Origin of the sequence: Arthrobacter sp. I3, from assembly GCF_000520575.1 — a bacterium.
Taxonomy (GTDB): Bacteria; Actinomycetota; Actinomycetes; order Actinomycetales; family Micrococcaceae; genus Arthrobacter; species Arthrobacter humicola_A.
In genome coordinates, this window is the sequence record NZ_KI914916.1 from 1,428 (window position 1) to 26,958 (window position 25,531).

General features: G+C 65.6%; 22 protein-coding genes and 1 pseudogene. 14 read left to right on the forward strand and 9 right to left on the reverse strand.

The window, feature by feature from the left end; translation table 11 throughout:
* On the reverse strand, window positions 1-1,006 hold a 1,006-nt coding region (locus tag Y706_RS24275), incomplete at its 3' end, for an aldehyde dehydrogenase family protein (protein ID WP_043435444.1).
* A gap of 276 nt (window positions 1,007-1,282) precedes the next feature.
* Between Y706_RS24275 and Y706_RS0108000 the strand changes: the two genes are divergently transcribed.
* Both Y706_RS0108000 and Y706_RS0108005 read left to right on the forward strand, forming a co-directional pair.
* Window positions 1,283-3,220 (forward strand): primary-amine oxidase, encoded by a 1,938-nt coding sequence (locus tag Y706_RS0108000; RefSeq protein ID WP_028276189.1) that lies wholly within the window; start codon window positions 1,283-1,285, stop codon window positions 3,218-3,220.
* Between the two features lie 17 nt (window positions 3,221-3,237).
* Window positions 3,238-3,681 carry a hypothetical protein gene (locus Y706_RS0108005; protein WP_028276190.1) on the forward strand — a complete coding sequence of 148 codons (444 nt, stop codon included), beginning with the start codon at window positions 3,238-3,240 and terminating at the stop codon, window positions 3,679-3,681.
* 54 nt (window positions 3,682-3,735) lie between these two features.
* Here Y706_RS0108005 and Y706_RS0108010 read toward each other — a convergent pair whose 3' ends face one another.
* Window positions 3,736-4,374 carry a TetR/AcrR family transcriptional regulator gene (locus tag Y706_RS0108010; RefSeq protein ID WP_028276191.1) on the reverse strand — a complete coding sequence of 213 codons (639 nt, stop codon included), beginning with the start codon at window positions 4,372-4,374 and terminating at the stop codon, window positions 3,736-3,738.
* Between the two features lie 107 nt (window positions 4,375-4,481).
* Here Y706_RS0108010 and Y706_RS24280 point away from each other — a divergent pair, with 107 nt between their 5' ends.
* Complete coding sequence (locus Y706_RS24280; protein ID WP_052355036.1) at window positions 4,482-5,522, forward strand: phosphotransferase enzyme family protein; 1,041 nt, start codon at window positions 4,482-4,484, stop codon at window positions 5,520-5,522.
* Window position 5,523: 1 nt separating this feature from the next.
* A complete protein-coding gene (locus tag Y706_RS0108020; protein WP_028276192.1) occupies window positions 5,524-6,795 on the forward strand; it encodes an aspartate aminotransferase family protein in 1,272 nt (423 codons plus the stop codon).
* Window positions 6,796-6,886: 91 nt separating this feature from the next.
* Here Y706_RS0108020 and Y706_RS24285 read toward each other — a convergent pair whose 3' ends face one another.
* The 3 genes from Y706_RS24285 to Y706_RS0108035 all read right to left on the reverse strand — a co-directional run bounded on the left by Y706_RS24285 (window position 6,887) and on the right by Y706_RS0108035 (window position 9,615).
* Window positions 6,887-8,533 carry an MDR family MFS transporter gene (locus Y706_RS24285; RefSeq protein ID WP_043435447.1) on the reverse strand — a complete coding sequence of 549 codons (1,647 nt, stop codon included), beginning with the start codon at window positions 8,531-8,533 and terminating at the stop codon, window positions 6,887-6,889.
* Complete coding sequence (locus Y706_RS27440) at window positions 8,530-9,153, reverse strand: TetR/AcrR family transcriptional regulator (RefSeq protein ID WP_052355037.1); 624 nt, start codon at window positions 9,151-9,153, stop codon at window positions 8,530-8,532. Before Y706_RS27440 ends, Y706_RS24285 begins: the two co-directional genes overlap by 4 nt.
* Window positions 9,154-9,276: 123 nt before the next feature.
* Window positions 9,277-9,615 carry a hypothetical protein gene (locus Y706_RS0108035; protein ID WP_028276193.1) on the reverse strand — a complete coding sequence of 113 codons (339 nt, stop codon included), beginning with the start codon at window positions 9,613-9,615 and terminating at the stop codon, window positions 9,277-9,279.
* Between the two features lie 124 nt (window positions 9,616-9,739).
* Here Y706_RS0108035 and Y706_RS0108040 point away from each other — a divergent pair, with 124 nt between their 5' ends.
* Window positions 9,740-10,558 carry a pyruvate, water dikinase regulatory protein gene (locus tag Y706_RS0108040; RefSeq protein ID WP_028276194.1) on the forward strand — a complete coding sequence of 273 codons (819 nt, stop codon included), beginning with the start codon at window positions 9,740-9,742 and terminating at the stop codon, window positions 10,556-10,558.
* A 151-nt stretch (window positions 10,559-10,709) separates the two neighbouring features.
* A complete protein-coding gene (gene ppsA, locus Y706_RS0108045; protein WP_028276195.1) occupies window positions 10,710-13,127 on the forward strand; it encodes a phosphoenolpyruvate synthase in 2,418 nt (805 codons plus the stop codon).
* Between the two features lie 107 nt (window positions 13,128-13,234).
* On the opposite strand, the gene Y706_RS0108050 is transcribed toward ppsA, so the two are convergent.
* Both Y706_RS0108050 and Y706_RS24295 read right to left on the reverse strand, forming a co-directional pair.
* Window positions 13,235-13,696, reverse strand: coding sequence for a hypothetical protein (locus tag Y706_RS0108050; protein ID WP_028276196.1), 462 nt, complete (start codon window positions 13,694-13,696; stop codon window positions 13,235-13,237).
* On the reverse strand, window positions 13,693-16,200 hold the full coding sequence (locus Y706_RS24295; RefSeq protein ID WP_253906725.1) for a molybdopterin oxidoreductase family protein: 2,508 nt from the start codon (window positions 16,198-16,200) through the stop codon (window positions 13,693-13,695). The genes Y706_RS0108050 and Y706_RS24295 overlap by 4 nt, the downstream gene beginning before the upstream one ends.
* A 344-nt stretch (window positions 16,201-16,544) precedes the next feature.
* Between Y706_RS24295 and Y706_RS0108060 the strand changes: the two genes are divergently transcribed.
* Window positions 16,545-17,315, forward strand: coding sequence for a sigma-70 family RNA polymerase sigma factor (locus Y706_RS0108060; protein ID WP_028276197.1), 771 nt, complete (start codon window positions 16,545-16,547; stop codon window positions 17,313-17,315).
* Here the strand turns inward: Y706_RS0108060 and Y706_RS0108065 are convergent.
* Window positions 17,273-18,220, reverse strand: a complete 948-nt coding sequence (locus tag Y706_RS0108065) for a glycosyltransferase family 9 protein (protein WP_028276198.1) — start codon at window positions 18,218-18,220, stop codon at window positions 17,273-17,275. The genes Y706_RS0108060 and Y706_RS0108065 overlap by 43 nt on opposite strands.
* A 97-nt stretch (window positions 18,221-18,317) precedes the next feature.
* On the opposite strand from Y706_RS0108065, the gene Y706_RS0108070 reads away from it, so the two are divergent.
* From Y706_RS0108070 to Y706_RS0108100, 7 genes and pseudogenes are all read left to right on the forward strand, one after another.
* Window positions 18,318-18,872: a D-glycero-alpha-D-manno-heptose-1,7-bisphosphate 7-phosphatase gene (locus Y706_RS0108070; protein ID WP_028276199.1), complete on the forward strand. Its 555-nt coding sequence runs from the start codon at window positions 18,318-18,320 to the stop codon at window positions 18,870-18,872.
* Window positions 18,869-19,903, forward strand: a pseudogene (locus tag Y706_RS29720) (glycosyltransferase family 9 protein); the annotation flags it as partial. The gene Y706_RS0108070 and the pseudogene Y706_RS29720, both read left to right, overlap by 4 nt.
* A 6-nt stretch (window positions 19,904-19,909) precedes the next feature.
* Window positions 19,910-20,926 (forward strand): glycosyltransferase, encoded by a 1,017-nt coding sequence (locus Y706_RS0108080; protein WP_028276201.1) that lies wholly within the window; start codon window positions 19,910-19,912, stop codon window positions 20,924-20,926.
* Window positions 20,923-22,203: a glycosyltransferase gene (locus Y706_RS0108085; RefSeq protein ID WP_028276202.1), complete on the forward strand. Its 1,281-nt coding sequence runs from the start codon at window positions 20,923-20,925 to the stop codon at window positions 22,201-22,203. Before Y706_RS0108080 ends, Y706_RS0108085 begins: the two co-directional genes overlap by 4 nt.
* Window positions 22,204-22,262: 59 nt before the next feature.
* On the forward strand, window positions 22,263-22,919 hold the full coding sequence (locus Y706_RS24300) for a D-sedoheptulose-7-phosphate isomerase (protein WP_253906737.1): 657 nt from the start codon (window positions 22,263-22,265) through the stop codon (window positions 22,917-22,919).
* Window positions 22,916-24,319 carry a PfkB family carbohydrate kinase gene (locus Y706_RS0108095; RefSeq protein ID WP_028276203.1) on the forward strand — a complete coding sequence of 468 codons (1,404 nt, stop codon included), beginning with the start codon at window positions 22,916-22,918 and terminating at the stop codon, window positions 24,317-24,319. The genes Y706_RS24300 and Y706_RS0108095 overlap by 4 nt, the downstream gene beginning before the upstream one ends.
* 85 nt (window positions 24,320-24,404) lie before the next feature.
* The gene (locus Y706_RS0108100) at window positions 24,405-25,118 is read left to right on the forward strand and encodes an SDR family oxidoreductase (protein ID WP_028276204.1); all 714 of its coding nucleotides are present in this window, start codon (window positions 24,405-24,407) and stop codon (window positions 25,116-25,118) included.
* On the opposite strand, the gene Y706_RS30070 is transcribed toward Y706_RS0108100, so the two are convergent.
* Window positions 25,084-25,531: glycosyltransferase family 9 protein (locus Y706_RS30070; RefSeq protein WP_043435451.1), on the reverse strand; the 448-nt coding region annotated here is incomplete at its 5' end. The two genes, Y706_RS0108100 and Y706_RS30070, sit on opposite strands and share 35 nt — an antisense overlap.

Below are 25,531 nucleotides of genomic sequence, written 5' to 3' on the forward strand. Positions count from 1 at the left end.
CCTCAACGAGCCTCGCGACGATGTCGTACTGGGCCCGGTTTTGCAGCGGACCCAGGACGTTGGCCTCGTCGAGGCCGTTGCCCATCGGCATGGCGGCGGCGACGTTGGTCAAGGCTTCGCAGACTGCGTCGTAGATGTCGGTGTGGACGTAGAGGCGCTTGAGCGCGGCGCAGGTCTGGCCAGTGTTGATGAACGCGCCCCAGAAGAGGCCCTCGGCGATGGCCTGGGGGTCGGCGTCGGGCAGGACGATGCCGGCGTCGTTGCCGCCGAGTTCCAGGGTGAGGCGTTTGACGGTGTCGGCGGAGGATTTGATGATGGCTTTGCCGGTGGCGGTGGAGCCGGTGAACATGATCTTGCCGATCGCGGGGTGGCCGGCCAGGGCCTCGCCGACGTCGCGGCCGCCGGAGACCACCGTGAGGAGGCCTTCGGGGAGTTCCTGGTTGAGGATTTCGACCAGGGCCAGGACGGACAGCGGCGTGTATTCGGAGGGTTTGACCACGACGGCGTTGCCCATCCGCAGGGCCGGGCCAATCTGCCAGACGGTGATCAGCATGGGCCAGTTCCAGGGCCCGATCGCGCCGACGACGCCGATCGGCCGGTAGTGCAGTTCGGCGCGGGTTTCGCCGTCGTCCACCACGGTTTCGGGGTCCAGCGGCGTGCCGGCGGCGGCGCGAAGCCAGGCGGCGCAGGCGCCGACCTCGAAGCGGGCATTCGGGCCGTTGAGCGGTTTGCCCTGCTCGCGGGAGAGCAGCCGGGCGAGTTCTTCGGCGGAGCGTTCGACGGCGTCGGCGGCCTTCATCAGCGAGGCGGACCGGGCATCGTGCCCCAGCGCGGCCCAGGCCGGCTGCGCTGCCTGGGCGGCGGCGACCGCGCGCTCCAGGTCCTCAACGGTGTGGACCGGCGCCTCCCCGACGGGCTGGCCCGTGGCTGGATTAAGAATTGTCCGGCTGGATCCTGCCGCGGCCGACGACGTTTCCACGGTGCTGGTGGCTGTGCTGGTGCTCATCGTGCTCCTTTTAGGGGGGAGAGAGGGGTTGCTGGTGTTGCGGGGAGGGTTTTGCTGGTGGCCGATTGGCGCACTGCGCGCGGTCTCAGCGCGCTGCCGTCAACGTCCGGCACTTTCTGCCGTGTGACACAACACACACTAGAAGCTCCGTCATCTTTTTTCAACACTTGGCGAAAAAAAACTTTGGACTCCGCTCCTCACTTGTGGGCCGGGTCACAAGCGCGTATTATCTACAGTCATAGAAAAACATTTTTTCGAAGTCGAACCGGAGGATCCATGCGAACTTCAGTACTGCAAACGGCCGTCCGCCACCCGTTGGCGTCCCCTGACGAAATCCATGAAGCTCAGTCGCTGTTGAGTGCAAACGGCCTGCTCGGACCGGAGAAGCGGATCGCTTACCTCGGCCTTCTGGATCCGTCGCGGGGACAGGAAGCGGAGGACCGTCGGTTCCGCGCATTCATTCATGACGTGTCGGGCGCTGCGCCGACGGACGCGATCGTTTCCGTTTCGACCGGGACGCTGATCTCCGCTCTGGAGCTCGACACAACAGCCACCGGGGAGCTTCCCGTCCTGGAGGAGGAGTTCGAGATCGTCGAGCAGCTCCTGGCCCATGACGAGCGGTGGCTCAAGGCCTTGGCCGCCAGGAACCTGGATGTCGCAAATGTCCGGGTCGCTCCGCTGTCCGCCGGTGTTTACGAGTACCCGGAGGAGAAGGGCCGGCGGATCCTGCGCGGGCTTGCCTTCGTGCAGGATTTTCCTGAGGACAGCGCGTGGGCGCACCCGGTGGATGGCCTGGTTGGATACGTCGACGTCATGAGCAAGACCGTGACCCGGGTAATCGACACCGGCATCTTCCCGGTGCCGGCAGAGCACGGCAACTACACCGACCCGGAGCTGACCGGGCCGCTGCGGACCACGCAGAAGCCCATTAGCATCACCCAGCCGGAGGGGCCCAGCTTCGCGGTCAGCGGCGGCAACCACGTGGAGTGGGAGAAGTGGAGCCTGGACGTCGGCTTCGATTCCCGCGAAGGTATCGTATTGCACAACATCGCTTTCCAGGACGGCGACCGCCTGCGGCCCATCATCAACCGGGCGTCCATCGCCGAGATGGTGGTCCCGTATGGTGATCCGTCGCCGATCCGGTCCTGGCAGAACTACTTCGACACCGGTGAATACCTGGTGGGCCAGTACGCCAATTCCCTGGAATTGGGCTGCGACTGCCTCGGCGATATCACCTACCTCAGCCCGGTCGTCAGCGACGCCTTCGGCAATCCGCGCGAGATCCGCAACGGGATCTGCATGCACGAAGAGGACTGGGGCATCCTGTCCAAGCATTCAGATATGTACACGGGCATCAACTACACGCGCCGCAACCGCCGCCTGGTGATTTCCTTCTTCACCACCATCGGCAACTACGACTACGGCTTCTACTGGTACCTCTACCTTGACGGCACCATTGAATTCGAGGCCAAGGCCACCGGCGTCGTCTTCACCTCCGCGTTCCCGGAAGGCGGCTCGGACAATATTTCCCAGCTCGCCCCGGGCCTGGGCGCGCCGTTCCACCAGCACCTGTTCAGCGCCCGCCTGGACATGGCCGTTGACGGGTTCACCAACCGGGTCGAGGAAGAGGACGTGGTCCGGCAGGCCATGGGCGAGGGCAACGAACGCGGCAACGCCTTCTCCCGCAAGCGCACGGTCCTCACCCGGGAATCAGAAGCCGCCCGCGAGGCCGATGCCCGCAACGGCCGGACCTGGGTCATCTCCAACCCGGAGTCCCGCAACCGGCTCGGCGAACCTGTGGGGTACAAGCTCCACTCCCAGAACCAGCCCACCCTGCTGGCCGACCCGGACTCGTCCATCGCACGCCGTGCCGCGTTCGCCACGAAGGATCTGTGGGTCACCCGCTATGCAGAAGACGAGCGATACCCCACCGGCGACTTCGTCAACCAGCACAGCGGGGGAGCCGGCCTGCCTGCCTACGTCTCCCAGGACCGCGACATAGACGGCCAGGACATCGTCATCTGGCACACCTTCGGGCTGACCCACTTCCCCCGGGTGGAGGACTGGCCCATGATGCCCGTGGACACCGTCGGCTTCAAGCTCCGCCCGGATGGCTTCTTCGACCGCAGCCCTGTCCTTGACGTGCCCGCCAGCTCGCAGGCGTCCTCCGGCTGCCATGGCGACGGCGACGCCGGCGGACACTGCCACAGCTGAGCGTCAGGAATCACGAAATGACCACGACGGCGGGACGGGTCCGGTCAGCCGGGCCCGTCCTGCACCCGCGAATCTGCGCGGCCCTGACGGCCGTGTCCTGCCTCGTGCACTTGTGGCTTGCGGCCTCGGGGCACCACGACGCCTGGCTCGGCGCTCTCATGATTGCTCTAGCCGCCGTCTGCGTCCCCTGTACGGTCCACATCTGGCGACACAGCAGAATGGGAGCTCTCCATCAGGTCACCGTTTCGGCACTGGCTATGGTGTTCCTGCATACCATCTTGCTGCTCGGATCGGGCGGCGCCGGTCACGCCCACAGCGGGGGACCAGCGTCGAAGGTTGTGGACACGTCCGGCGCTGCCGAACTCTTGCTGGTCATCGGCCTGGAACTCACGACGGCGTTGCTCGCCGCGACGCTCGTTGCCCGGCTGAGGCCGCGTGTGCTGCCCGGGGGTGCACGTTAGGTGCCGGCATGCGGGACTTCCGTCCGTAAGGAATCGTCCGAACGCCCGGCTCCGTCAGTTGGCGTCGTGCGTTTCATCCAAGCATCGGAGAAGAAAGCGAAAAGCGCGCTGCAGTTCTGCGGCGCTGTCCGGATTGAGCGCCACTTGGATCCCGGCATCCCGCATGCTCCCGGCAAGCAAGACGGCCAGTGGTTCGCTCGAGTCGCTGGGTATCTTTCCTGCGCGAGTAGCGATGTGGAGTTCGGCGCTGAAGGCCGTGAACACGCCGGTGGATCCGACGCCACGATCCTTGCTGAAACCCAAAAGCTGCGGCCCGGAAATGTTATAGAAGTAACCGATTCCCCTGTCCGCCGAAACTGCAAGCAGTGATTCGGCGAAGGCCTCAACCCGCTGCGTCCAATTCAGCTTCTCGCCGCCGCGGGATTCGATCGCTGATCGGGCGTTGTCCAAAAATTGGTGGGCCACGTGCTGGTATGCCGCGGCCAGCAACTCTTCGCGGCCCCCAGGAAAGTGGGCATACAGGGTGGCCCGCGCCATTCCGCTGTCCGACAAGATCCTGCCTATCGTCACCGCGGAGAGGTCGCTTGTCCCGGTTTCGGCAATCACCGCCAGCGCTGACTGGATCAGGTCGTTGCGCGTACTCACCTGCCGGCGTTCGCGGAGACTGAGTCGCTTCGTGCTCTCCACTGACATGTGCCCTCCTCCGCCTTTGTGCCCCGCCGTTAGCGGCTTCATCTCACACTACTGTCTTTCTTGAAAAAAGACTTGTAGTCTGAAAAATAGATCACTAGTCTAGTTTTATGACAGTTTCCCTTGCCCCCAGCGTGGCCCTAGTCCGTGAGGCCCTCCCGCTGTTTGGAATCGACACCTCAGCCCGAATTACGTTCATCAAGGAGCGGGAGAATCAGGTCTTCCGGGTCGAATCCGACGGGCATGACTGCGCCGTGCGGATTCACCGGCCCGGTTACCGGGCGGCCGCCGAGATCGAGTGCGAGTCGCACCATCTACGTGGCCTTCAGGAAGCCGGTCTGCTCGTACCAGAGCCCGTTGAAAGCCTCCTCGGCGGTTACGCCGTCCCGGTGGACGGCGATCAACGGTTGGTCTCCGTCCAGCGCTGGTTCCCCGATGCCTTCCCGATCGCAGACTCGTTCCAGGTCTTTACGGGGGCGGGACCTTTGGACCAGGACGACATGCATCAACTCGGTGCCGTGATGGGCCGCCATCATCTTCACGCTGAATCCACCACCCCGCCGGAATCCCTCCGGAGACCTGCCTGGGATCTTGACGGGCTTTTCGGCCCCGGCGCCCTCTGGGGTGATGGAACCCGGCTGCGGTCCCTCACACCGGAGGACCGACTGTCCTTGGCACAGGCCGCGGAGGCTGCCTCGCTGGTCATCGAAGCGCTGGGGAGGGACCGCAGCGTGTTCGGGGCCATTCACGCGGACATGACCTTTGAAAACGTCCTTGCCACCGGCAACGGACTTGTCATCATCGACTTTGACGATTTCGGCGAAGGGTGGTTCGGCTTTGACATCGCCACGGCCCTCTTCTTCGCCACCCCGCACCCGAACTTCGCGATCCTCGCGGAGGCGTTCCTCCGCGGCTACGAAAGCGTCCGTGAGCTGGAACCCGCCGTGGGCGGGGCATTGGACGCATTCTTGATTGCCCGGGGCATGAGCTACCTGGGTTGGGCCGCGGACCGTCCGGGCGATCCGGCCAGCGATTTTGCTGAATCCCGGCTGGCCCCGTGGGTGGTCGAAGCGGCAAAAAGATTTACCGGTAGCGGTTCGACCGGGTGGCTATACCAAGACAATTCATCGACACCCCAAGGAGAGATCTGAAATGACCGCGACCCTGCTCGAACGCCGCTATCAAACGCTTGGACCTTACTCGCCGCTCTTTTACGATGAGCCGCTGGAGTTTGTGGCGGCACACGACGTCTGGCTCACGGACGCCCGCGGCGAACAGTATCTTGACGCCTACAACAACGTGCCCCAGGTAGGCCATTGCCACCCGCGGATCATAGCCGCCATGGCCGATCAAGCGGGCAGGCTGAACATCCACACACGCTATCTGAACAACCACGTCGTGGACTACGCCGAGCAACTCCTGGGCACCTTTCCGCCCGAACTGAACAGGGTTTTGTTCACGAACAGCGGCTCAGAGGCTAACGACCTCGCTTTTAGAATGGTGCGGCAGGCCACAGGTGCCTCGGGCGTTCTGGTCTCGGACTTCAGCTACCACGGTCACACTTCGTATTTGGCCGGTCTGACCACGGGACTCCGCACGGGCGAGGCCCTGGCTGCCGAGGTCCGGCCCATCCGCATTCCGGACATGGACCGCACCACGCTGAGCGAGGCTGACCTCCTTGCCGCATCCTTTGCTGAAGTGGATGCCGCAATCGAATCCCTCGACCGTGCCGGTTATGGCCTTGCCGGCTTCCTCTTCGACTCCCTCTTCTCCACGGAGGGCCTGAACACCCTTCCAGCCGGTTACATAACCGGCGTCATCGACCGGGTCCACGCTGCGGGCGGACTGGTGGTCGCTGACGAGGTGCAGTCCGGCTTCGGGCGTACGGGAACGCACTTCTGGGGCCATCAGCGGATCGGTGCTGCCCCTGACTTCGTGACGCTGGGCAAGCCCATGGGCAACGGTCATCCCATCGGGGGAGTGGTCACCAGCAGTGAAATGCTGGACCACTTCGGTCCGCACAACAACTACTTCAACACCTTCGCCGGGACCCCCGTTTCGGCGGTGGTTGGAAGCACCGTGCTATCCATCCTCCAAGACGAGCAGCTTCCCCAAAAGGCCACAATTCTTGGGGCATCGATCAAGGAATCCCTGGAGAAGCTCCGCGCAGAGTATCCGTTCATTGGACCCATCAAGGGAACCGGCCTTTTCTTCGGCTTTGAAGTCTTCGACGACGAGGCCCGGCAAACGCCCTCGGCAGGCCGAACCAAACAACTCGTCGAGGCCATGAAACGGAACCACGTGTTGATCAGCCGCATCGGCCGGGATGACAGCGTTCTGAAAATCCGCCCGCCGCTTGCATTCCGGAGCGAGCATGCGGACCGTCTCCTGGATGCACTGAAAATCAGCCTTAAAGAAGTCTGACCCCCGGGAACCGGGCGCGCAGGGCCAGCAGGGAACGGCGTGGCGGTGTGCGTACTGCACAAACCCGCCACGCCGTTTCCGGCTCCGGGAGCTACCGCCCCGAGGCCGAGGCCGAGGCCGAGACCTGGACGGGGGCTGCGTTGTCGGTGGCGTCGGCGTCGTCGGCCGTGATGAGGATGTTTCCTTCCGCAATGGATTCGGACAGCACATCGTGTTCGACGGCGGTGGCCAGCGGCTTTTCCTTGACGAAGCACATCAGCAGTGCCGCGGCCAGGGCCAGTGGGACCATCCAGATGAAGATGGGCGTCAGCGCGTCGTTGTAGGAGGAAATGATGACCTCCTTGATCGGCGCCGGCAGCTTGCCGACGACGGCCGGGGTCAGCGAGTTTGACCCGCCCGGTGCCCCGCCGCCCTGTGCCGCGGCAGGGAGCCGTTCGGTGAGGAGCTGGGCCAGCCGGCTGGCGAACAGGCTGCCGACCACGGCGGAGCCCAGGGTGGCGCCTATCTGGCGGAAGAAGTTGTTCGACGCCGTTGCTGTGCCGACTTCGCGCAGCGGGAAGGAGTTCTGGACGATCAGGACCATGATCTGCATGCTCAGGCCGAGCCCCATGCCCATGACGGCCAGGTAGGCGCAGATTTCCCAGAGCGGCGAGTCGGGGTTGAGGGTGGAGAGCATTACCAGCGCGATTGCGACCAGGACGCCGCCCGCGATCGGCATCCATTTATAGCGGCCGGTCCGGCTGACCAGTTGGCCGGAAACAACCGAGGCCACCAGGAGAGCGCCCATCATCGGGATCATGAGCAGCCCGGATTCGGTGGCATCGACGCTGAAGGCCATCTGGAGATAGGTCGGCAGATAGCCGATGGCGCCGAACATGGCCACGCCGATGAACAGGCCCGCGACCGTGGAGAGGTTGAAGTTGCGGTCCTTGAAGAGGTGCAGTGGAATGATGGGCTCGGCCGTGCGGCGTTCGACAAGGACGAAGGCGAGGGCACTGAGCACGGCGCCGGCGATCAGACCCAGGATGATCGGGTCGGTCCATTCGTATTTGCTGCCACCCCAGGTGGCGAAGAGGACCAGGCAGGTCGTTGCGATCGCGACGAGCACCATGCCGCCGAGGTCCAGGCGCGGCCTGCCGCTGTGCTTGGGCAGTTTCAGGAAGAACACGGCACCGGCAAGGGCAAGCAGGCCCAGAGGGATGTTGATCCAGAACACCCAGCGCCAGCCGGGACCTTCGGTGAACCAGCCGCCCAGCAGCGGACCGGCGACGGAGGCAATGGCGAAGACACCGCCCATCATGCCCATGTACTTGCCGCGTTCCCGCGGGGGGACGACGTCGGCGATGACGGCTTGGGAGAGAATCATGAGCCCGCCGCCGCCAAGGCCCTGGATAACCCGGGCGGTGATCAGTACGCCCATGTGGTTGGCCAGGCCACCGACGACGGAACCGATCATGAACAGAACGATGGCGGCGATCAACAGGGCCTTGCGGCCCATCAGGTCGCCGAGCTTGCCATAGATGGGCATGGTGATGGTGGAGGCGAGGATGAAGGCCGTGATGACCCAGAGCATGTCGTTGACGCCGTGGAGTTCACCGACGATGGTTGGCAGCGCGGTGCTCAGAACTGTCTGATTCAGTGCGGCGAGGAGCATCGAGAGCATCAGGCCGACGAACAGCAGCATGACGTGCTGTTTCTCTCCGTGTTGCCCTGCGGCGGGGACTGCTTGCGTGGTCATGAAAGTTTCCTTTGCAGATGATGAAAAAGGGCCAGCGCAGGGCCGAGGTCTTCGGGGAGGCCTTGGGCCACGTCGGCATCAGGGTTTGTGGCGCTAAAACGGGCCGGGACACCTGCGAGCATCACCAGCATCCGCGCGGTCTCCTCGGGGCCAAAGCCTTCGGCCCCGGCGGACCATGAAGGATCGTTGGCCAGCAGCCCGGCCACTGACTCACGGACCAGGGCCTCGGCTTGGGTCATGTACTCCATCATGCGTTTGTGCAGATTTGGATACCGGGCCGTGAGTTCGCGCAGCCGTGCGGAGTCAGTGTCTCCGATCGCCGTTCGGGCCACCGTCACGAGCAGCCGCGACACCTGCCCCAGGAGATCGTCATCGGTGGACAGCCGGCCTGATAGTTCCGTATCCAGGAAAGGCTCGCGAATACCAAGGACCGCGTCCTCTTTGGTGCGGAAGTAATTGAAGAACGTCCGGGGCGAGACCCCGGCGCCGTCCGCGATCGCTTCAACTGTGGCCTGTCCGGCGTCCCCCTGGAGCGCCAGGGAAGCAGCGACTTCGTGGATTGCGGTCCAGGTTTCAACCTTCCTGCGCTCCCTCAGGCCGGGAGAAGATGTTTCGCTCATATTGAAATAATTACATGACTGCAATAAATGCACAACTGCAAGTTTGCGTCAGTGCATCATTTCCACGCGGGGGTACTCGGGAAGTGGATGAAACTTCCAGCCCCAGAGCGCGGGGAAGTGTCCCTAGAGGGTGTCCGGCCGCTGATCTCCCTTGTGGCTCCGCAGATTCTCCTGAACCTTGCCAAACAAATCCTTGATGGTCGTCTCCGTATTGGTGAGCATGTCCGGCTGGATGTAGACCTGTTGGGCGGGAGGCACGCTGTAGTGGGACGCCAGGCCAGCTGTACCGTCCACCCCTGCCAGCGCGATGGTCACACCACCCTCCTTGCGCGCAATGGCGCCAATCCGGCCGAAGACCACGGTAAATTCGTCCGGCTGGAAGCTCACGGTCAGTCCGACATGTGTCCGGTTAAGGTCACTTGCCGCGACGGCCTTCTCGTTCCCGGTCCCTGCATAGTTCATGTCGATCTCCCGGATAGCTGGTGGCGTTGTAAGCGAGCAGTCTACGTCCGGGACCGGAGGCCGGGTAGGGGACCCGCCGGCTGCCCGATACCGGACCGGTCCTGGCGTGGGGGAGAATGCGTTCATGACCAAAGACGATCTTCGGCCTGTCTACTTCCTTTCGGACAGCACCGGCATCACCGCGGAAACGCTCGGCAACACCTTGCTGACGCAGTTCCCCGCGAACCACTTTGACCGCATTACGGTCCCCTTCATCACCACGGTCGAACAGGCCAGGACGGTGGTCGGCACTATCGATAAACTGGCCGCCACGGGCCTGCAACCTATCGTTTTTTCCACCGCGGTAAGCAGCGATATCCGCCAGGTCCTGGGTACGTGCCAGGGAATCATCGTGGATCTCATCGGGACACATGTCGGACAGCTGGAGCAGGCCCTCGGTTCCCCGGCCAGCGGCGAACCCGGCAGGGCCCATGGCCTGGGCAATGCGGAGCGGTATCAATCCCGGATGGCCGCCGTCGAATACGCCATGGAACACGACGACGGCCAAAGCCTGCGGGCGCTCGAAAAGGCCCAAGTCATCCTGGTGGCGCCGTCCCGCTGCGGAAAAACGCCCACCACCATGTACTTGGCCCTGCAGCACGGCATCTTCGCCGCCAACTTCCCGCTGGTGGACGAAGACTTTGAACGGGAAGGACTCCCCAAGCCGCTGAGGCCCTTCGTTGAGAAGTGTTTCGGGCTCTCCTCCAACCCCCTGCGCCTGAGCCAGATCCGCACCGAACGGCGCCGGGGCTCACCCTACGCGTCGCTGCGGCAGTGCGGCTTCGAGCTGCGCAGCGCCGAGCAGCTGTACGTCTCCCATAGGATTCCGTACCTGAATTCGGCCACGGTGTCCGTCGAGGAAATGGCGGCAACCATCCTGCAGCGGATGAACCTCAAGCATTAGGGAAAAGTTTCACAAACTTAGTGTGGCGCACGTCATGTGGAAAGTGCGCTGGAGACCTGTCACTGTGGACAGGACTTGCGCCCATCAACCGGCCATCGCCGCAAGCGGGGCGGCGCACTTGCATGCCATCATCTGCAAAGGAGCAGTAACTATGACGACAGACATCCTGTGGTTCTCAGAACTCGGACTCAAGGACCTGGACCGGGTGGGCGGAAAGAACGCCTCCCTCGGTGAGATGGTGCAGAACCTGACCTCCGCCGGCGTCCAGGTTCCCGACGGCTTCGCCACCACCGCGGATGCCTACCGCAACTTCCTGGCGGATTCGGGCCTTGACCAGAAGATCGCCGACCGGCTGGTCGGCCTGGACACCGACGACGTCACCGCCCTGGCAGCCGCCGGGCAGGAGATCCGGGCCCTCATGCGCGAGACGCCCTTCCTGCCTGACTTCGAAGCGCAGATCCGGAACTCCTACCAGCAGCTGGTGGACAAGCACGGCGGCTCTGAGGACCTGTCCTGGGCCGTCCGTTCCAGCGCCACGGCGGAAGACCTCCCCGATGCCTCCTTCGCCGGGCAGCAGGAAACCTTCCTGAACGTCCGCGGCATCGAGAACATCCTGCTCGCCATCAAGGACGTGTTCGCGTCCCTCTACAACGACCGGGCGATCGCCTACCGGGTGCACCACAAGTTCGAGCACGCCGAGGTGGCGCTCTCGGCCGGCATCCAGCGCATGGTGCGCTCCGACGTCGGCGCCTCCGGCGTCATGTTCACCATGGACACCGAGTCCGGGTTCCAGGACGCCGTGTTCGTCACGTCCTCCTACGGCCTCGGCGAGGCCGTCGTCCAGGGCGCCGTCAACCCCGACGAGTTCTACGTCTACAAGCCCGCGCTGCAGGCCGGCCGGCCCGCCATCCTCAAGCGCGGACTGGGCGAGAAGGCCCTGCAGATGACCTACACGAGCAGCCGCGAAATCGGCCGCACCATCGACTTCGCGCCGGTTGAGGCGTCCCTGCGGAACCGCTTCAGCCTCACTGACGACGACGTCGAGCAGCTCGCCCGGCACGCCGTCGCCATCGAGAACCACTACCGCCGCCCCATGGACATCGAATGGGGCAAGGACGGGATCGACGGCGGCCTGTACATCCTGCAGGCGCGCCCCGAGACCGTGCAGTCCCGCCGAGCCTCCGGCAGCCTGAGCCGGTTCCGGCTCAACGGGACCGGCCGGGTGCTGGTCGAAGGCCGCGCCATCGGCCAGCGCATCGGCGCCGGCAGCGTCCGCATCCTCACCGCGATCGACCAGATGGCCGCCTTCAAGACCGGCGATGTCCTCGTCGCCGACATGACCGATCCTGACTGGGAACCGATCATGAAGCGCGCCTCCGCCATTGTGACCAACCGCGGAGGGCGTACGTGCCACGCGGCCATCATTGCCCGGGAACTGGGGATTCCCGCCGTCGTCGGCACCGGCGCGGCCACCGACGTACTCTCCGACGGCCTAGAGGTGACCGTCTCCTGTGCCGACGGCGAGACCGGTGTCATCTACGAGGGTCTCCTGGACTTCAGCGTCGAGGAAACCGAGATCACCCAGCTGCCCGAGGCTCCCGTCAAGGTCATGATGAATGTCGGCACCCCGGAGCAGGCTTTCACGTTCGCGCAGCTGCCCAACCACGGAGTGGGCTTGGCCCGGCTCGAATTCATCATCAACCGCCAGATCGGCATCCACCCCAAGGCGCTGCTGAACCTCGACGAGCAGCCGGCGGACGTCGCCGCGGAAATCCGTGGGCGCATCGCCGCGTACGAGAGCCCGCGCGACTACTACATCAAGCGCCTGGCCGAAGGCGTGTCCACCATCGCGGCCGCCTTCGCGCCGGAACCCGTGATTGTGCGCATGTCCGACTTCAAGTCCAACGAGTACGCCAACCTGATCGGCGGACCCGCCTACGAGCCGCACGAAGAGAACCCGATGATCGGCTTCCGCGGCGCCTCACGGTACTTGGAGCCGTCCTTCCGGGACTGCTTCGACCTCGAGTGTGAGGCCCTGTCCTTTGTCCGCAACGAGATGGGCCTGACCAACGTCAAGCTGATGATCCCGTTCGTGCGGACCCTTGATGAGGCCCGCGGCGTTATCGAACTGCTGGGGGAGAACGGCCTCACCCGCGGCGAGAACGGCCTCGAGGTGATCATGATGTGCGAGATCCCATCCAACGCGCTGCTCGCCGACGAGTTCCTGGACTACTTCGACGGGTTCTCCATCGGCTCCAACGACATGACCCAGCTGGCCCTGGGCCTGGACCGGGACTCCGCGATTGTCTCCGGCGGCTTCGATGAACGCGATCCGGCCGTCAAGAAGCTCCTGAGCATGGCCATCGCGGCCTGCAAGGCGCGCGGCAAATATGTCGGCATCTGCGGCCAGGGTCCGAGCGACCACGCGGACTTCGCCGAGTGGCTGGTCGAGGAAGGCATCGATTCGGTCTCCTTGAACCCCGACACCGTGGTGGACACCTGGCTGCGCCTTGCCGGCTCCACAGCCGGCCCGGCCGTCGAGGCAGGCGTCGGCGCCGGGTCGAACTGACAGCCGCGGCGTCCAGGCAAGACAGGCAGGACACCCGCCGGGCAGCACGGACTGAGAATCCCAGACCGTGCTGCCTGAGCGGCCGTTCAGGCGTTGGATGCCAGGCTCTAGCGCGCCACAACGAGCGCCTGCGGGGCTGCCTGCTTCATCCGGGTCTGCAACCAGCGCAGCTGGACGGCTGTTTCGCCGTCGCAGCGGGACACGACGTCAAGGAGTTCCCGGTCGCGGAGCGCCGAGCCGGCCTGTTTGACCATGGCCCAGGTGACATCGACGAGGCTCGCCAGGAGATAGAGGTCCTGGAGGTCGCGCAGCAGGCCCACCGGACCCTGCCGCGTTACGGACAGCCCTTCGGCATGGATCCGTTCGGGCTCGTTATCTGAGCGGTCCTCGCCGTAGCGCTGAACGACGGGGAGCAGCAGCCGGCTGTGCTCCTCACACTGCGTTGCCAGCGTATGGCACAGGAAGTGCACGTCGGGCTCGGCGGCGTGGCCGGCTGCCACTTGGCGGAAAGACTCCGCGAGGGTCTGTTCGGCCTTACGGAGCATGCCCAGATAGATTTTCAGGTTCATGGCGTTCCTCCCTGCGGGCCGCGCCGGACCGCATCGGGAAAGCGGGGCGGAGAGCCGCCGACCCGTTCTGTGGCTTCGGCGTCTTTGCCTCCAGCGGTCGGCCGTATGGATCGTGGCCCAGCGGCAGCAGCCGGGCGCGATGCCGTCGTGGTGGGTGCCGGGGCTGGGCCGGTGGCGTCGCTGATCTTCTCGACACTCACGGCGGCATTCTTGAAGACGGGCTGTTTGGACACGGGATCCCACTCCGTGATCGTGAGTTCATTGGCAGCCGTCGGGTGTTCTCCGGGGGCACCGTCCTGGTCCCAATAACCGTAGTGAAACGGTGCGAAGACGGTGCCGTTTCGGATGTCGCTGACGCGGGCAGGGACCTCGATCCGGCCCCGCCGCGACGTCACCTTGACGAGGTCGCCTTCCCGGATTCCCAGCCGGCCGGCGTCGTCCGGGCTGATTTCCACCCACGCGGTTGGGGCCGCGCTTGTCAGTACCCGGGATCTTCCGGTTTTGGTCCTCGTGTGGAAGTGGTAGGCGGTCCGGCCGGTCGTATACCGGAACGGGTAGCGGCCGTCGGGCTCCTCATGCGGGGGACGGTAGTCCGCCGCTTTCAGAATGGCGCGCCCGCCCGGCGCCTGGGCTCGGAATGCTTCCGGCCCGGCGGTGGCGCCGGTGAGGAGATCGTGGCCGTAGCTTTCGCAGTAGTCAGGGTCGGTGGGGAAGACGCCATCCTCGTAGAGCCGTTCCCTGCCCTCCGGATTCCCGGTGTTGCACGGCCACGGGATGCCGCTGCCGCCGCGGAGCCTGGCATAGGTGATGCCGGAATAGTCGCAGGGCCGGCCGCGTGAACATTCCTTCCACGCCTCAAAGGCCTCCTCAGGGCCCGCCCACGGCAACAGGGGTTCCCCGCGTAACGTGGTGAAGCCCATGCGGCGGGCGTAATCGAGGAAAATGTCCAGGTCGCTGCGTGCCTCTCCGGGGGGCTCCACGGCCTTGTCCGAGAGATGGACGGTCCGGTTGGCGTTCGTGAAGGTACCGGTCTTTTCGCCCCACCCGGCGGCGGGAAGCACGACGTCGGCGAGCTGCGCCGTCTCTGTCAGGTACAGATCCTGGACCACGAGGAACAGCCCGGGGTTGGCCAGGATGTTCCGGATTCTAGGGAGTTCGGGCATGGACACGGCTGGGTTGGTTGCCGAAATCCAGAGGAATTCGATCGAGCCCTGTTCGGCGTAGCGGAAGATCTGCATCGCATGGGTCGGGGGAGCCCAGTGCGGGATGGTCAGGGGGTCCACGTCCCACAGCGCCGCGAGTTCCGCGATGTGGTTCGGGTTTTCCCAGTTCCGGAAGCCGGGGAGATCGCCGTCTGCCCCGCATTCGCGGTTGTTCTGGGCCGTTGGCTGGCCGTTCATCTGCAGAATCCCGCACCCTGGCCGCCCCAGCAGCCCCCGCAGCAGGTGGAGGTTGTTGACCTGGCACGACGCCGCGGTGGCCTGGGCGGACTGGTAGAAACCCTGAAGGACAGTGGAGAGCACCCGCGATGAGGTGCCGAAGATCCTCGCCGCTTCCCTGATGCCGGCGGCGTCCACATCGCAGACCGCTGCGGCCGCTTCAGCCGTCCATGGCTCGACCGCGGCCCTGAGTTCGTCCAGGCCGAGAGTATGCGCCTGCACGTACTCCTGGTCGGCCCAGCCGTTGGCCAGGACTTCACGGACCAGTGCGTTCATCAGGGCGAGATTGGTACCGGGCCGGACAGCCAGATGAACGTCCGCGTACCTGGCAACCTCGGTGTCGCGCGGGTCGACGCAGACGAGCCTGGGCCGGTCCGGTCCCGCAATGCGGTCAAGCACACGCGACCACAGCACGGTCTGCGTTTCGGCCATGTTGTGCCCGTAAAGGAAGATCGCGTCGCAGCTGTCGATGTCCGCATAGGTTCCGGGCTGGCCATCCGCCCCGAAAGACTCCTTCAACGCTGCAGCCGCCGTCGCCGTGCAAAGGCGGGTATTGCCGTCCATGTGGGGAGTGCCAATCCCGGCCTTGCCGAGGACGGCAAGGGCATAGTATTCCTCGAGGAACAGCTGGCCGCTGGTGTAGAAACCATGGCTGAGGGGTCCCCGTTCCTCCAGCAGCTGCCGGCTTCGCTGGGTGATCCGGTCCATCGCGGTATCCCAGTCGCATTCGCTGAGCCGGCCGTTCTCGCGGATCAAAGGCCGCGTGAGCCGGTCTTTCCCGGACATCCCCTGCCAGCTTGCGAAGAGGCCCTTGGGCCCAAGCCGGCCATGGTTGACCAGATCCCCTGCGCGGCCGCGGATCCCGACCATGGCGCCGCCTTTTACGGCGATGTCGCACGCGCAGCCGTTGCTGCACAGCACGCACGCTGATTGAACCCACCGGTCCACGTCGCCCTCGGTGACGGTCGCATCCAGAGCCTGGTCCACCCGCACCGGCCACAGGCCGTCCTTCGGATAGGGGGTTCGTGTACCCCAAATCTCGGCAATCCGGTCAACCACTCTCATCCTCCTGTTCAGCTGCCCCGCACGTTAGGAGCGGTACCCCTGCAGTTGCCGGACCCGGCACAGCCGGCCGCCCCGGCTGTTGGCGAGACCACGCGGCCATTGAAGTGCGGGTCCCGTTATTGAAACATCCGCCCGAGCACCAGATTTATCAGCATGCTTAGCAGTAGTCCAGAGTTTTCCTAAGAGTCCCGTCCTGGCATCGCACGGAGGTGTTTCGCGCCTCGGAGGCTCCGAGAAGGGACTCGAGAACGAAGGGGCATTGAATTATAAGTAGACTTATGTTTTCCTGCTTCTAAGTCCTGCCACGGGCTAGACCAGAATCCATGTTCAAAGGGACCACTGACATGGCTGACTCCAGGAAAATTCCGGCCCCGCACGGGCAGATCCGCCAGGCTTTCGAGAACCGGCTTGTCCTTGATTACTTGGATCTCGCTGAGTCACTGGCGGCACGCTTCGCCGGCCGGGGCCACGAGCGGGAAGACCTGATCCAGGTGGCCTATCTGGGACTCGTCAAGGCAGCTAGAGCGTTCGACGAATCCAGAGGCACCACCTTCCCGGGATTTGCCGCCCCAACCATCACTGGGGAATTGAAACGCTACCTGCGCGACCGTTGCTGGGTCGTGCGCCCCCCGCGCCGCATACAGCTCCTCCGTGCCGAACTCCTGCGCACTGAGCCGGCCCTGGCGCAGACCCTCGGCCGCACCCCCACTCCTGCGGAGCTGGCGCGGGAACTTGATGTAACGGTTGAGTCCGTCCTGGAGGCAGCGGCAGCTGTTTCCAGCATGCGCCCCGATTCGCTCGATAGTTCCGACGGCCGCGACGACGCACCGCCGGCCGCGGAAGAGCCGGCGGTGCAGGAGCCGGGATTTGAGCGGCTTGAGGAGGTGATGTGCCTGACCCGGGTCATCGCCGAGCTCTCCGCCCCGGAGAGGGCGCTGTTGTACCGGCGCTATTTTTGCGGGGAGAGCCAAACGGAGTTGGGCAGGAGATTTGGAGTGTCGCAGATGCAAATCTCGCGCCGGCTCTCACGGGTGCTCGTGCAACTGCAGCGGCGGCTCACCGAAACGGAATCTCAGAGCAACCCCAGCCCACGGACCGCTTCGAGCACATCGTGAACAGAGACACCCAAGAGCGCAGGATCCGGGTCCCCGGCAAAGGGGTCGCCGCGGCGTAGTTCGGCTTTGGTCAAGGCGATGTGCGGCCCCGGCGGGGGACCCCATTCCGCCGGCGTGGCTGGCCCGAAGAGCACAACGGAGGGCCGCCCGTAGGCCGACGCGAGGTGGGCCGCGCCCGTGTCAGCCGAGATGACCAGGCGGGCGCCGGCAATCAAAGCCGCGAATTCCCCTAGCGGTTGGCGGCCGGCAAGGACGGCATTGGCCCGGAACCCTGCCCCGCTGGCAACTTCCGAGGCGCGGCCCCGCTCCGCAGCGCTGCCTGTGAAGAGCACGCTGTGCCCGGCGTCCCGCAGGAGTCCAGCAACCTCGGCGAACCGTCCGGCAGGCCACAACCGGCTGCCGTAGGCAGCGCCCACATGGACCACTGTGGCCCCCGGCTGCGGCGTCGGGACGGCCGGGGCGGGCAGGCGCAGATCCTCGGCGTCGGCGTCGATTCCATGCCATTGCAGTAGCCGCGTCCAGCGTTCGCGCTGGTGGATGCCCTCCACCCAAGCCGGCCCGGAACCAGCACCGGCGCCCGCTTCGTGGGCGATCACCCGGGTGGCCAGGAGCGCTTCAATCCGGGATTGGCTCTCCGGGCCGCGGCCGTGGAGGTTTACCGCAACGTCCACGCTCCCGGGTTTCAGTGCCAGTGGCTCATTTAGCCCTTCCGCCGTCAACAGTTCAAAACCCCCGACCAGCTCTACCGCCTCGCCGAGCCAGCTCGGTGCCGCGTACAGCCGGCGGTGGTTGGGGTACGCGCGGCTCAGGGCGTGCAGAGCCGGGACGGCAACCAGCAGATCGCCGAGCTGCAGCGCCCGTAGGACCAGCAGTACCGGCCTTCCATCTTCTCGAAATCCGCCCATCGTGGCCGCCCTTCCGAGTTCGCCTGATTTCGGATTTTAGTCCGGAGATGGACCCGCCGGGCGTTTAGCTGGACTGATATCGGGGAACAAGGCACTTATGGGACCTTTTGCCCGACCACCGCTGAGGGCCGTACTGTTCGATCGGGACGGCACCCTGATCCGTGACGTGCCATACAATGGCGATCCCAAGTTGGTGGAACCGATGCCTCACGCCAGGGACGTGCTGCAAACCCTTCGGTCCATGGGAATTGCCGTAGGCGTCGTGAGCAACCAATCGGGGATAGGCCGCGGGATCCTGACCACGGAGCAGGTTGCAGCGGTCAATCTTCGGGTTGAGCAGCTCCTGGGACGATTCGATGTCTGGGAACTGTGTCCGCACCGGCCCGAGGACGGCTGCAACTGCCGGAAGCCGGCACCCTTCATGATTTGCGGGGCGTGCCGGCGGTTGGGAATCACTACCGCCGAGGCCGCGTACATTGGCGACATTGGAGCTGACGTTGAGGCGGCCCGCGCGGCGGGTGCCCGCGGCGTCATGGTCCCCACGCCCCTGACACGACCGGCGGAAGTTGACGCTGCTCCAGAGGTCGCTGCGGATCTTCGTTCCGCGTTGTGCCTTTTGATGAAGGCACCATCCGGACGGGCCGCCTCGTGAGCCGCGTCCTGGTGGCTCGGCTGGACGGGGTCGGCGATGTCCTGCTGGCGGGGCCAGCGATCCGCGCAGTCGCGCACGGACGGCATCCGGATGGCGGGGCGCCGAACGAAGTCATCCTGTTATGTGGCCCCCAAGGAGAACCAGCTGCGTCCCTCCTGCCTGGCGTGTCCGAGGTCTACAGCTGGAGTTGCCCGTGGATCGTGAAGCCTGCTCCACGAGTAGCTGGGCCCCATCTGGAAGCCCTGACATCGTTCGTGAGGGACTCCAGGGTCACCGAGGCCGTCATTTTGACTTCCTTCCATCAGTCTCCATTGCCGCTGGCCTTGTTGCTGCGGCTTGCCGGAGTCGGACGGATCACGGGAGCTTCAGTGGATTATGCCGGCACTCTGATGGACGTTCGGCTCAGGCCCGGTGAGGATTTTCCCGAAGACCAGCCTGAAGCCGAACGTGCGCTCGGCATCGCCCAGGCAGCCGGCTTTACCTTGCCCCGCGGAGATTCCGGGAAGCTCCGGGTGCAGGATTATCCCGATGTCCGGGATCTGGTGGGGGAGGAGCCCTATGTCGTGGTCCACCCCGGGGCGTCCGCCCCCGCACGGGCGTGGCCCCCGTTGCATCACGCCGCGGCCGTAGAACTGCTCGAAGGGGCAGGACACCGGGTAGTGGTGACAGGAGGGCCCGGAGAAACGGGCCTCACGGCAACAGTCGCCGGCCCATCCGCCTTGGACCTGGGCGGCCGCACGGACCTGAAGGCCCTAGCCGGTGTGCTTGCCGGAGCCGAAGCCCTGGTTACCGGAAACACAGGGCCTGCTCACCTCGCCGCCGCTCTGGGTACGCCGGTGGCATGCCTGTTCTCGCCCGTGGTGCCCGCGATCCGATGGGCCCCCTACGGCGCGCCCCTGGAGATCCTCGGCGACCAGAACGCACCTTGCAAACTCAGCCGTGCCACCGAGTGCCCGGTCCCGGGCCATCCTTGCCTGTCGACTGTGGCTCCCGAACAGCTCGTGGATGCAGTGGAACGACTGATCGGCGGGTCACCCATGAGAATCCTGCTCTGGCACGTACATGGATCCTGGACGGACGCGTTCGTCCGCGGTGCCCATGAGTATCTCCTGCCGGTCCTGCCCGAACGGGGGCCATGGGGTATGGGCCGGGCAGGCCGGCCCTGGCCGAACTCTGTCCGCGAGGTCCGGCTCGACGACCTTGATGCCGACAGTGTGGATGCTGTAGTGCTGCAACGGCCGGAGGAACTGGGCGAGGTGACCCGGGTCTTGGGCCGACGGCCCGGGAAAGACCTGCCGGCAGCCTATGTAGAGCACAACACCCCCAAGGGGAACGTGCCGAATTCGGTGCATCCGCTGGCAGACCAGCAGTTCATCCCCATAGTTCACGTCACGCATTTCAATGAACTGTTCTGGGATAACGGTGACGCGCCCACGCTCGTGATTGAGCACGGCATCCCTGATCCCGGGCATACCTACACCGGGGAGATTCCGGAGCTGGCAGCCGTCATCAACGAGCCCGTCCGGCGGTGGCGGGTGACCGGCTCGGACCTCCTGGACCGGTTTGCTGCGGCGGCGCCGTTGCGGATATTTGGCATGGGCGCCAACGGGTTGCGGGCCGCCGTCGCGTTGCCGCCCCAAAGGCTCACGATCTGCGGAGATCTGCCCACGCCCGAGCTGCACCGGGAAATGTCCCGTTGCCGCGTCTACCTCCACCCCTTCCGCTGGACCTCGCTTGGCCTGGCACTTCTCGAGGCCATGCACCTCGGCATGCCCGCAGTAGCGCTGGCGACCACAGAGGCGATACGCGCACTGCCGCCGGAAGCGGGAGCGATCTCCACCGACGTCGACGAACTCGTGCGCACCGCGAGGGTGCTCATCGAGGACCCGCAGGAAGCAAGACGGCGTGGTGACATTGCCCGCGAGGTGGCCCTGGACCGGTATGGCCTCCAGGCCTTCCTGGCCGCCTGGGATGTCCTGCTGGGGGATGTGACCGACCCGCGCTTCCGCACCGGCCGGCTCCTTAGTCCAACTCAAGAAGGGAAGAACCAGTGAAAATTTCAATGGTTTCCGAGCACGCCAGCCCCCTGGCCGCCCTCGGCGGAGTTGATGCAGGTGGGCAGAATGTCCACGTGGCGGCCCTGTCGGCCGCCCTGGCGAGGCGCGGCCACGACGTCACGGTGTACACCAGGCGGGACTCAGCGGACCTGCCGGGCAGGGTCCGGATCTCCCCGCGGCTGGAAGTGGTCCACGTCCAGGCCGGCCCATCGATGCCGGTACCCAAGGACGAACTCCTTCCCTTCATGGGGGAACTGGCGAACGGATTGGCACGCGATTGGGAGCAACGGCCCCCTGATCTGGTGCACGGGCACTTCTGGATGTCCGGCGTGGCGGCACTTGACGCGGCGCGGCGCAAGCCGGGCGGCAGCGCCCCCCTCCCTGTGCTCCAGACCTTCCACGCCCTCGGCACAGTCAAACGCCGCCATCAGGGCCGAGCGGACACCAGCCCCGTTGAGAGGGAATGGCTGGAGCCGTCTGTCGGCCAAGGTGCGGACCGGATCATCGCCACGTGCTCCGACGAAGCCTTCGAGCTCAAGGCGATGGGGATTCCTCCGGAGAAGATCTCGATAGCCCCATGCGGGGTCGATCTGGATCTCTTTACCGGTTCCGGACCCGCCGACAAACGCAACAGGACCCACCGAATCCTGTCTGTCGGACGTCTTGTGCCTCGAAAGGGCGTCGACGTGGTCATCCGGGCACTGCCGCTGCTGATGGACGCCGGATTTTCCGACGTCGAACTCCTGATCGTTGGCGGCGGAGGCGATGCCACAGCAACCGAGTCAGACGCCGAAGCCCGCCGCCTGCTGGCCATCGCTGCGGAACTCGGTGTCCGGGAGCACGTCATCTTCCGTGGACAAGTGCCCCGGGAGGCCATGCCGGAGATCTTCCGCAGCGCAGACGCCGTCGCGTGTACGCCGTGGTACGAACCGTTCGGCATCGTGCCCCTCGAAGCCATGGCTTGCGGCGTCCCGGTGGTCGCCTCGGCCGTGGGCGGCCTCAGGGACACCGTAGTGGACGGCGGCACTGGCCTGCACGTTCCGCCTTTGGACCCCGGGGCCACCGCTGCTGCGCTCGCCCGGCTGCTGTCCGATGAGGGGCTGCGGGAGGAGCTGGGCCGCGCAGGCCAGCAGCGCGCACGGGCCCGCTACAGCTGGGACCGGGTGGCGGCCGAGACTGAGAAGGCCTATTTGCAGACCCTCACCGGAAACGCTACGGCCCGGCGGCTGGGCGCCGCCGGCCAATTGCACGCCGCGGAAGGAGCAGTGCTGTGACTATCGAGCCGCCGCTTACGCAGGCACAAATCACATCCCGATCGGTCCCGTGGGCCGGCCTGGTGTCGTCAGCGGTTCATGGTGGCGAAAGCGCGGACACCAAGACTCGTCCTGACTCGGTCGCAGCTGTCCAGGCGCACCTGGGATGTGTGGTGCCGTCCCTGGAATCGTTGCTGAGCCAGTCCCCGACACTGGCTGCCTGGGGCGAGGAACTTGCCCGGCGGCTGCTGGGCGGAAACCGCCTGCTTGCCGCCGGGAACGGCGGTTCCGCGGCGGAGGCTCAGCATCTCACGGCCGAGCTTGTGGGGCGTTTCGACGCCGAAAGGGCGCCGTTCTCCGCCATTTCGCTGCACGCCGAGACCTCCGCGGTGACAGCCATCGCCAATGATTACGGCTTCGAGGAGCTGTACGCCAGGCAAGTGCGGGCGCACGGCCGCCCCCGGGACATCCTGATGCTGCTGTCCACAAGCGGAAAAAGCCCCAACCTCCTCCGCGCGGCCGAGGCTGCCGCCCGGGTGGGCGTCACGACATGGGCTATGACCGGCCGGGGGCCGAATCCCCTGTCGCTCAGTTGCGATGAAGCGGTTGCTATCGATGGGCCCGCAGCCAACGTCCAGGAGTGCCATCTGATCGCCTTGCACGCAATGTGCCGGGCGTTCGACGCAGAGATCCATCGACTGGACCGACACGACCAGCAGCAACGGGGGCGGCGATGATGATCGCGGTGGTGGGTGACGTGCTGCTCGACGTTGACCTTGACGGTTCGGCGACCCGGCTCTGCCCGGACGGGCCGGTGCCCGTCGTGGACGTCGCGGCCGTCAGAGCGAGAGCCGGGGGTGCCGGGCTCGTGGCCCGGATGCTGAGGAACGACGGCCACCAGGTGTGCCTCGTGACCGCACTCGGCCGGGACGAACCAGGCCATCGGCTCCTGGAACAGCTGAGCGGCATCACCGTGGTCGCCGGCCCGTCAGGATCCCCGACCCCGGTCAAGACCCGCCTTCGGGCAGGAGGGCACCCGGTGGCCCGGTTTGACGAAGGTTGCCAGTGCCGGCCCCTGCCGGAAGTGACGCCAGACATGCTCCAGGCACTGGAGGGAGCCGGGGCCGTGGTCGTGGCGGACTACGGCCGCGGCCTGACGTCGAACCGTGCCCTGCGCACTGCACTCGAACGCCTCACCCGGGACATCCCCGTCATCTGGGACCCGCACCCGGCCGGAGCCGATCCTGTTCCAGGGGTCGCCGTCGTGACACCAAACCACTCCGAGGCCTCCAACATCGCGGCCGCCCTGAGCGCCAGGGAGTCGGCGGCTCCGTTCCCGGAGGCAGGGACGGACTCGATGGCGGGGACCGGTGAACTCGCGGGCAAGCTGTTGCGGCATTGGCGCAGCAGGGCCGTCCTCGTCACACAGGGCGGACAGGGAGCGACCCTCGTACGGGAGTCGTCACCCGCGCCTGTTCAGCTCCCGGCGCCGCGGACCGCTGTGGCTGATGCTTGCGGTGCGGGCGACAAGCTCGCGGCCAGCCTGGCGGTCCACCTTATGGCCGGAGGGGGGCTCGAAGATTCCTGCCGCCGAGCGGTCCGCGAGGCCTCTTCATTCCTGGCTACAGGCGGCGTTGCCGCCCTGCCGTCGGCGCCTCCGCCACTTCCCTTCCCGGTACAGGAAACTGACGCGCTGGACTGGATCCGCAGGGTGCGGCAAAACGGTGGAACCGTGGTTGCGACCGGCGGGTGCTTCGATCTCCTGCACGCCGGACACGCCCGCACCCTCGCAGCAGCCAGAGCCCTGGGCGACTGCCTCGTCGTCTGCCTGAACTCAGATGCCTCGGCCCGCCGCATCAAGGGGGCAAGCCGTCCCATCATGGGCGAACAGGACAGATCCGAGCTGCTGCTTTCCCTCGAAAGCGTCGACGCCGTAGTGGTGTTCGATGAGGACACCCCGGAACGGTGCCTTGAACGGCTGCGCCCGGACATCTGGGTGAAGGGCGGTGACTACGACGCAGAACAACTGCCCGAGTCGGCCTTGGTGGAGAGCTGGGGAGGCCGTTGCCTTAGCGTTCCCTACCACCCCGCCCGCTCCACGACCCTGCTCGCCGCAGCGCTCGCTCGCGTGGGCTGACCCAGCGGCAAATGGTCAGATCATCTGAATCCAATTCCCGTAAATCCAAACCGGCCAGGTATTGGCCGCCAATGAAAGGAACACCATGAAAAGGTTTAGCCCACCTGCCCCATCCACGCCCGGCAGGGTCGTGGTGAGCGGAGGGGGATCAGGACTTGGTGCCGCCGTCGTCAACGCCGTGCTCGAGGCCGGCGGGACGCCGTTCGTCCTCGACCGCGATGCCCGGAACGTGTCCGCGGCGAAGGCCCTCGAAGTCGATGTTGCTGACCGGGCAGCGGTGACGGCCGCCATTGCGCAGGCCGCGGAGGCCCTGGGAGGATTGGACGCGGTGGTGACAGCGGCAGGAATTGACCGGTGCGGAAAGCTCGAGGACGTCCCGGCAGACGACTGGGAACAGGTCATCTTCGTCAATCTCCTCGGTACAGTCTCGGTGGTGCGGGCGGCCCTGCCGTACCTGAAAGCCTCCCGCGGCCGGGTTGTCACGGTGGCCTCGACGTTGGGGTTGCGGGCGCTGCCGGAAGCTTCGGCATACTGCGCGTCCAAGTTCGGCGTCATCGGATTCAGCCAGGCGCTTGCCGCGGAGACGGGTGCAGAGATCGGCGTGACCACGCTGATCCCGGGCGGGATGAATACCCGGTTCTTCGACGACCGGGCCGAGAAGTACAAGCCCCAGGACGGTTCGCGCCTGAACGATCCGGCCAGGGTGGCGCAGGCCGTGATGTTTGCACTTTCCCAGCCTCCGGGTTGTGAAGTCCGCGAGTTGCTCATCTGCCATGCGCAAGAGGAGTCCTGGCCGTGAACAACCGCACGTCCGCGTAAACATCCGCCGGACTGATTCCCGCCAGGAGGGAGTTATCGTGCTCGCAGCGCGGCGCCGTCCATCCCACCTGGGTGAGGTCGGCGCCGCATTGCGGGCACCGCGTCACCCATGACAGATGGATGCGGTGCAGGCTTCGGCCCAGCGGCCCTGCGTTGATCAGGTTGCCAACCCAGTACAAGCCCACCGTCGGCGTCCCCAGGGCCTGGGCCAGATGACGGGGGCCGCTGTCATTGCCCAGCAATACAGCACAGCTGTCCAACAACGCCGCCAAGGCGCCCAGGCTGAGTGTGCCGGCCAGCGATATGACCCGGTCTGAGCCGGCCGCCGTCGCGACCCCGTCAGCGAGTTGCCGTTCGTCCGCGGTGCCCATTACCACCACACGGCAGCCATCG

Bases quoted from the DNA above. Each gene is read 5' to 3' on its own strand.
- Y706_RS0108060 (WP_028276197.1), top strand. From the start codon at position 16,545: ATGGCTGACTCCAGGAAAATTCCGGCCCCGCACGGGCAGATCCGCCAG.
- Y706_RS0108065 (WP_028276198.1), bottom strand. From the start codon at position 18,220: ATGGGCGGATTTCGAGAAGATGGAAGGCCGGTACTGCTGGTCCTACGG.
- Y706_RS0108010 (WP_028276191.1), bottom strand. From the start codon at position 4,374: ATGTCAGTGGAGAGCACGAAGCGACTCAGTCTCCGCGAACGCCGGCAG.
- Y706_RS0108050 (WP_028276196.1), bottom strand. From the start codon at position 13,696: ATGAACCTGAAAATCTATCTGGGCATGCTCCGTAAGGCCGAACAGACC.
- Y706_RS0108095 (WP_028276203.1), top strand. From the start codon at position 22,916: ATGATGATCGCGGTGGTGGGTGACGTGCTGCTCGACGTTGACCTTGAC.
- Y706_RS0108020 (WP_028276192.1), top strand. From the start codon at position 5,524: ATGACCGCGACCCTGCTCGAACGCCGCTATCAAACGCTTGGACCTTAC.
- Y706_RS0108035 (WP_028276193.1), bottom strand. From the start codon at position 9,615: ATGAACTATGCAGGGACCGGGAACGAGAAGGCCGTCGCGGCAAGTGAC.
- Y706_RS0108100 (WP_028276204.1), top strand. From the start codon at position 24,405: ATGAAAAGGTTTAGCCCACCTGCCCCATCCACGCCCGGCAGGGTCGTG.
- Y706_RS24295 (WP_253906725.1), bottom strand. From the start codon at position 16,200: ATGAGAGTGGTTGACCGGATTGCCGAGATTTGGGGTACACGAACCCCC.
- Y706_RS27440 (WP_052355037.1), bottom strand. From the start codon at position 9,153: ATGAGCGAAACATCTTCTCCCGGCCTGAGGGAGCGCAGGAAGGTTGAA.
- ppsA (WP_028276195.1), top strand. From the start codon at position 10,710: ATGACGACAGACATCCTGTGGTTCTCAGAACTCGGACTCAAGGACCTG.
- Y706_RS0108040 (WP_028276194.1), top strand. From the start codon at position 9,740: ATGACCAAAGACGATCTTCGGCCTGTCTACTTCCTTTCGGACAGCACC.
- Y706_RS0108005 (WP_028276190.1), top strand. From the start codon at position 3,238: ATGACCACGACGGCGGGACGGGTCCGGTCAGCCGGGCCCGTCCTGCAC.
- Y706_RS0108070 (WP_028276199.1), top strand. From the start codon at position 18,318: ATGGGACCTTTTGCCCGACCACCGCTGAGGGCCGTACTGTTCGATCGG.
- Y706_RS24280 (WP_052355036.1), top strand. From the start codon at position 4,482: ATGACAGTTTCCCTTGCCCCCAGCGTGGCCCTAGTCCGTGAGGCCCTC.
- Y706_RS0108080 (WP_028276201.1), top strand. From the start codon at position 19,910: ATGAGAATCCTGCTCTGGCACGTACATGGATCCTGGACGGACGCGTTC.
- Y706_RS24285 (WP_043435447.1), bottom strand. From the start codon at position 8,533: ATGACCACGCAAGCAGTCCCCGCCGCAGGGCAACACGGAGAGAAACAG.
- Y706_RS0108000 (WP_028276189.1), top strand. From the start codon at position 1,283: ATGCGAACTTCAGTACTGCAAACGGCCGTCCGCCACCCGTTGGCGTCC.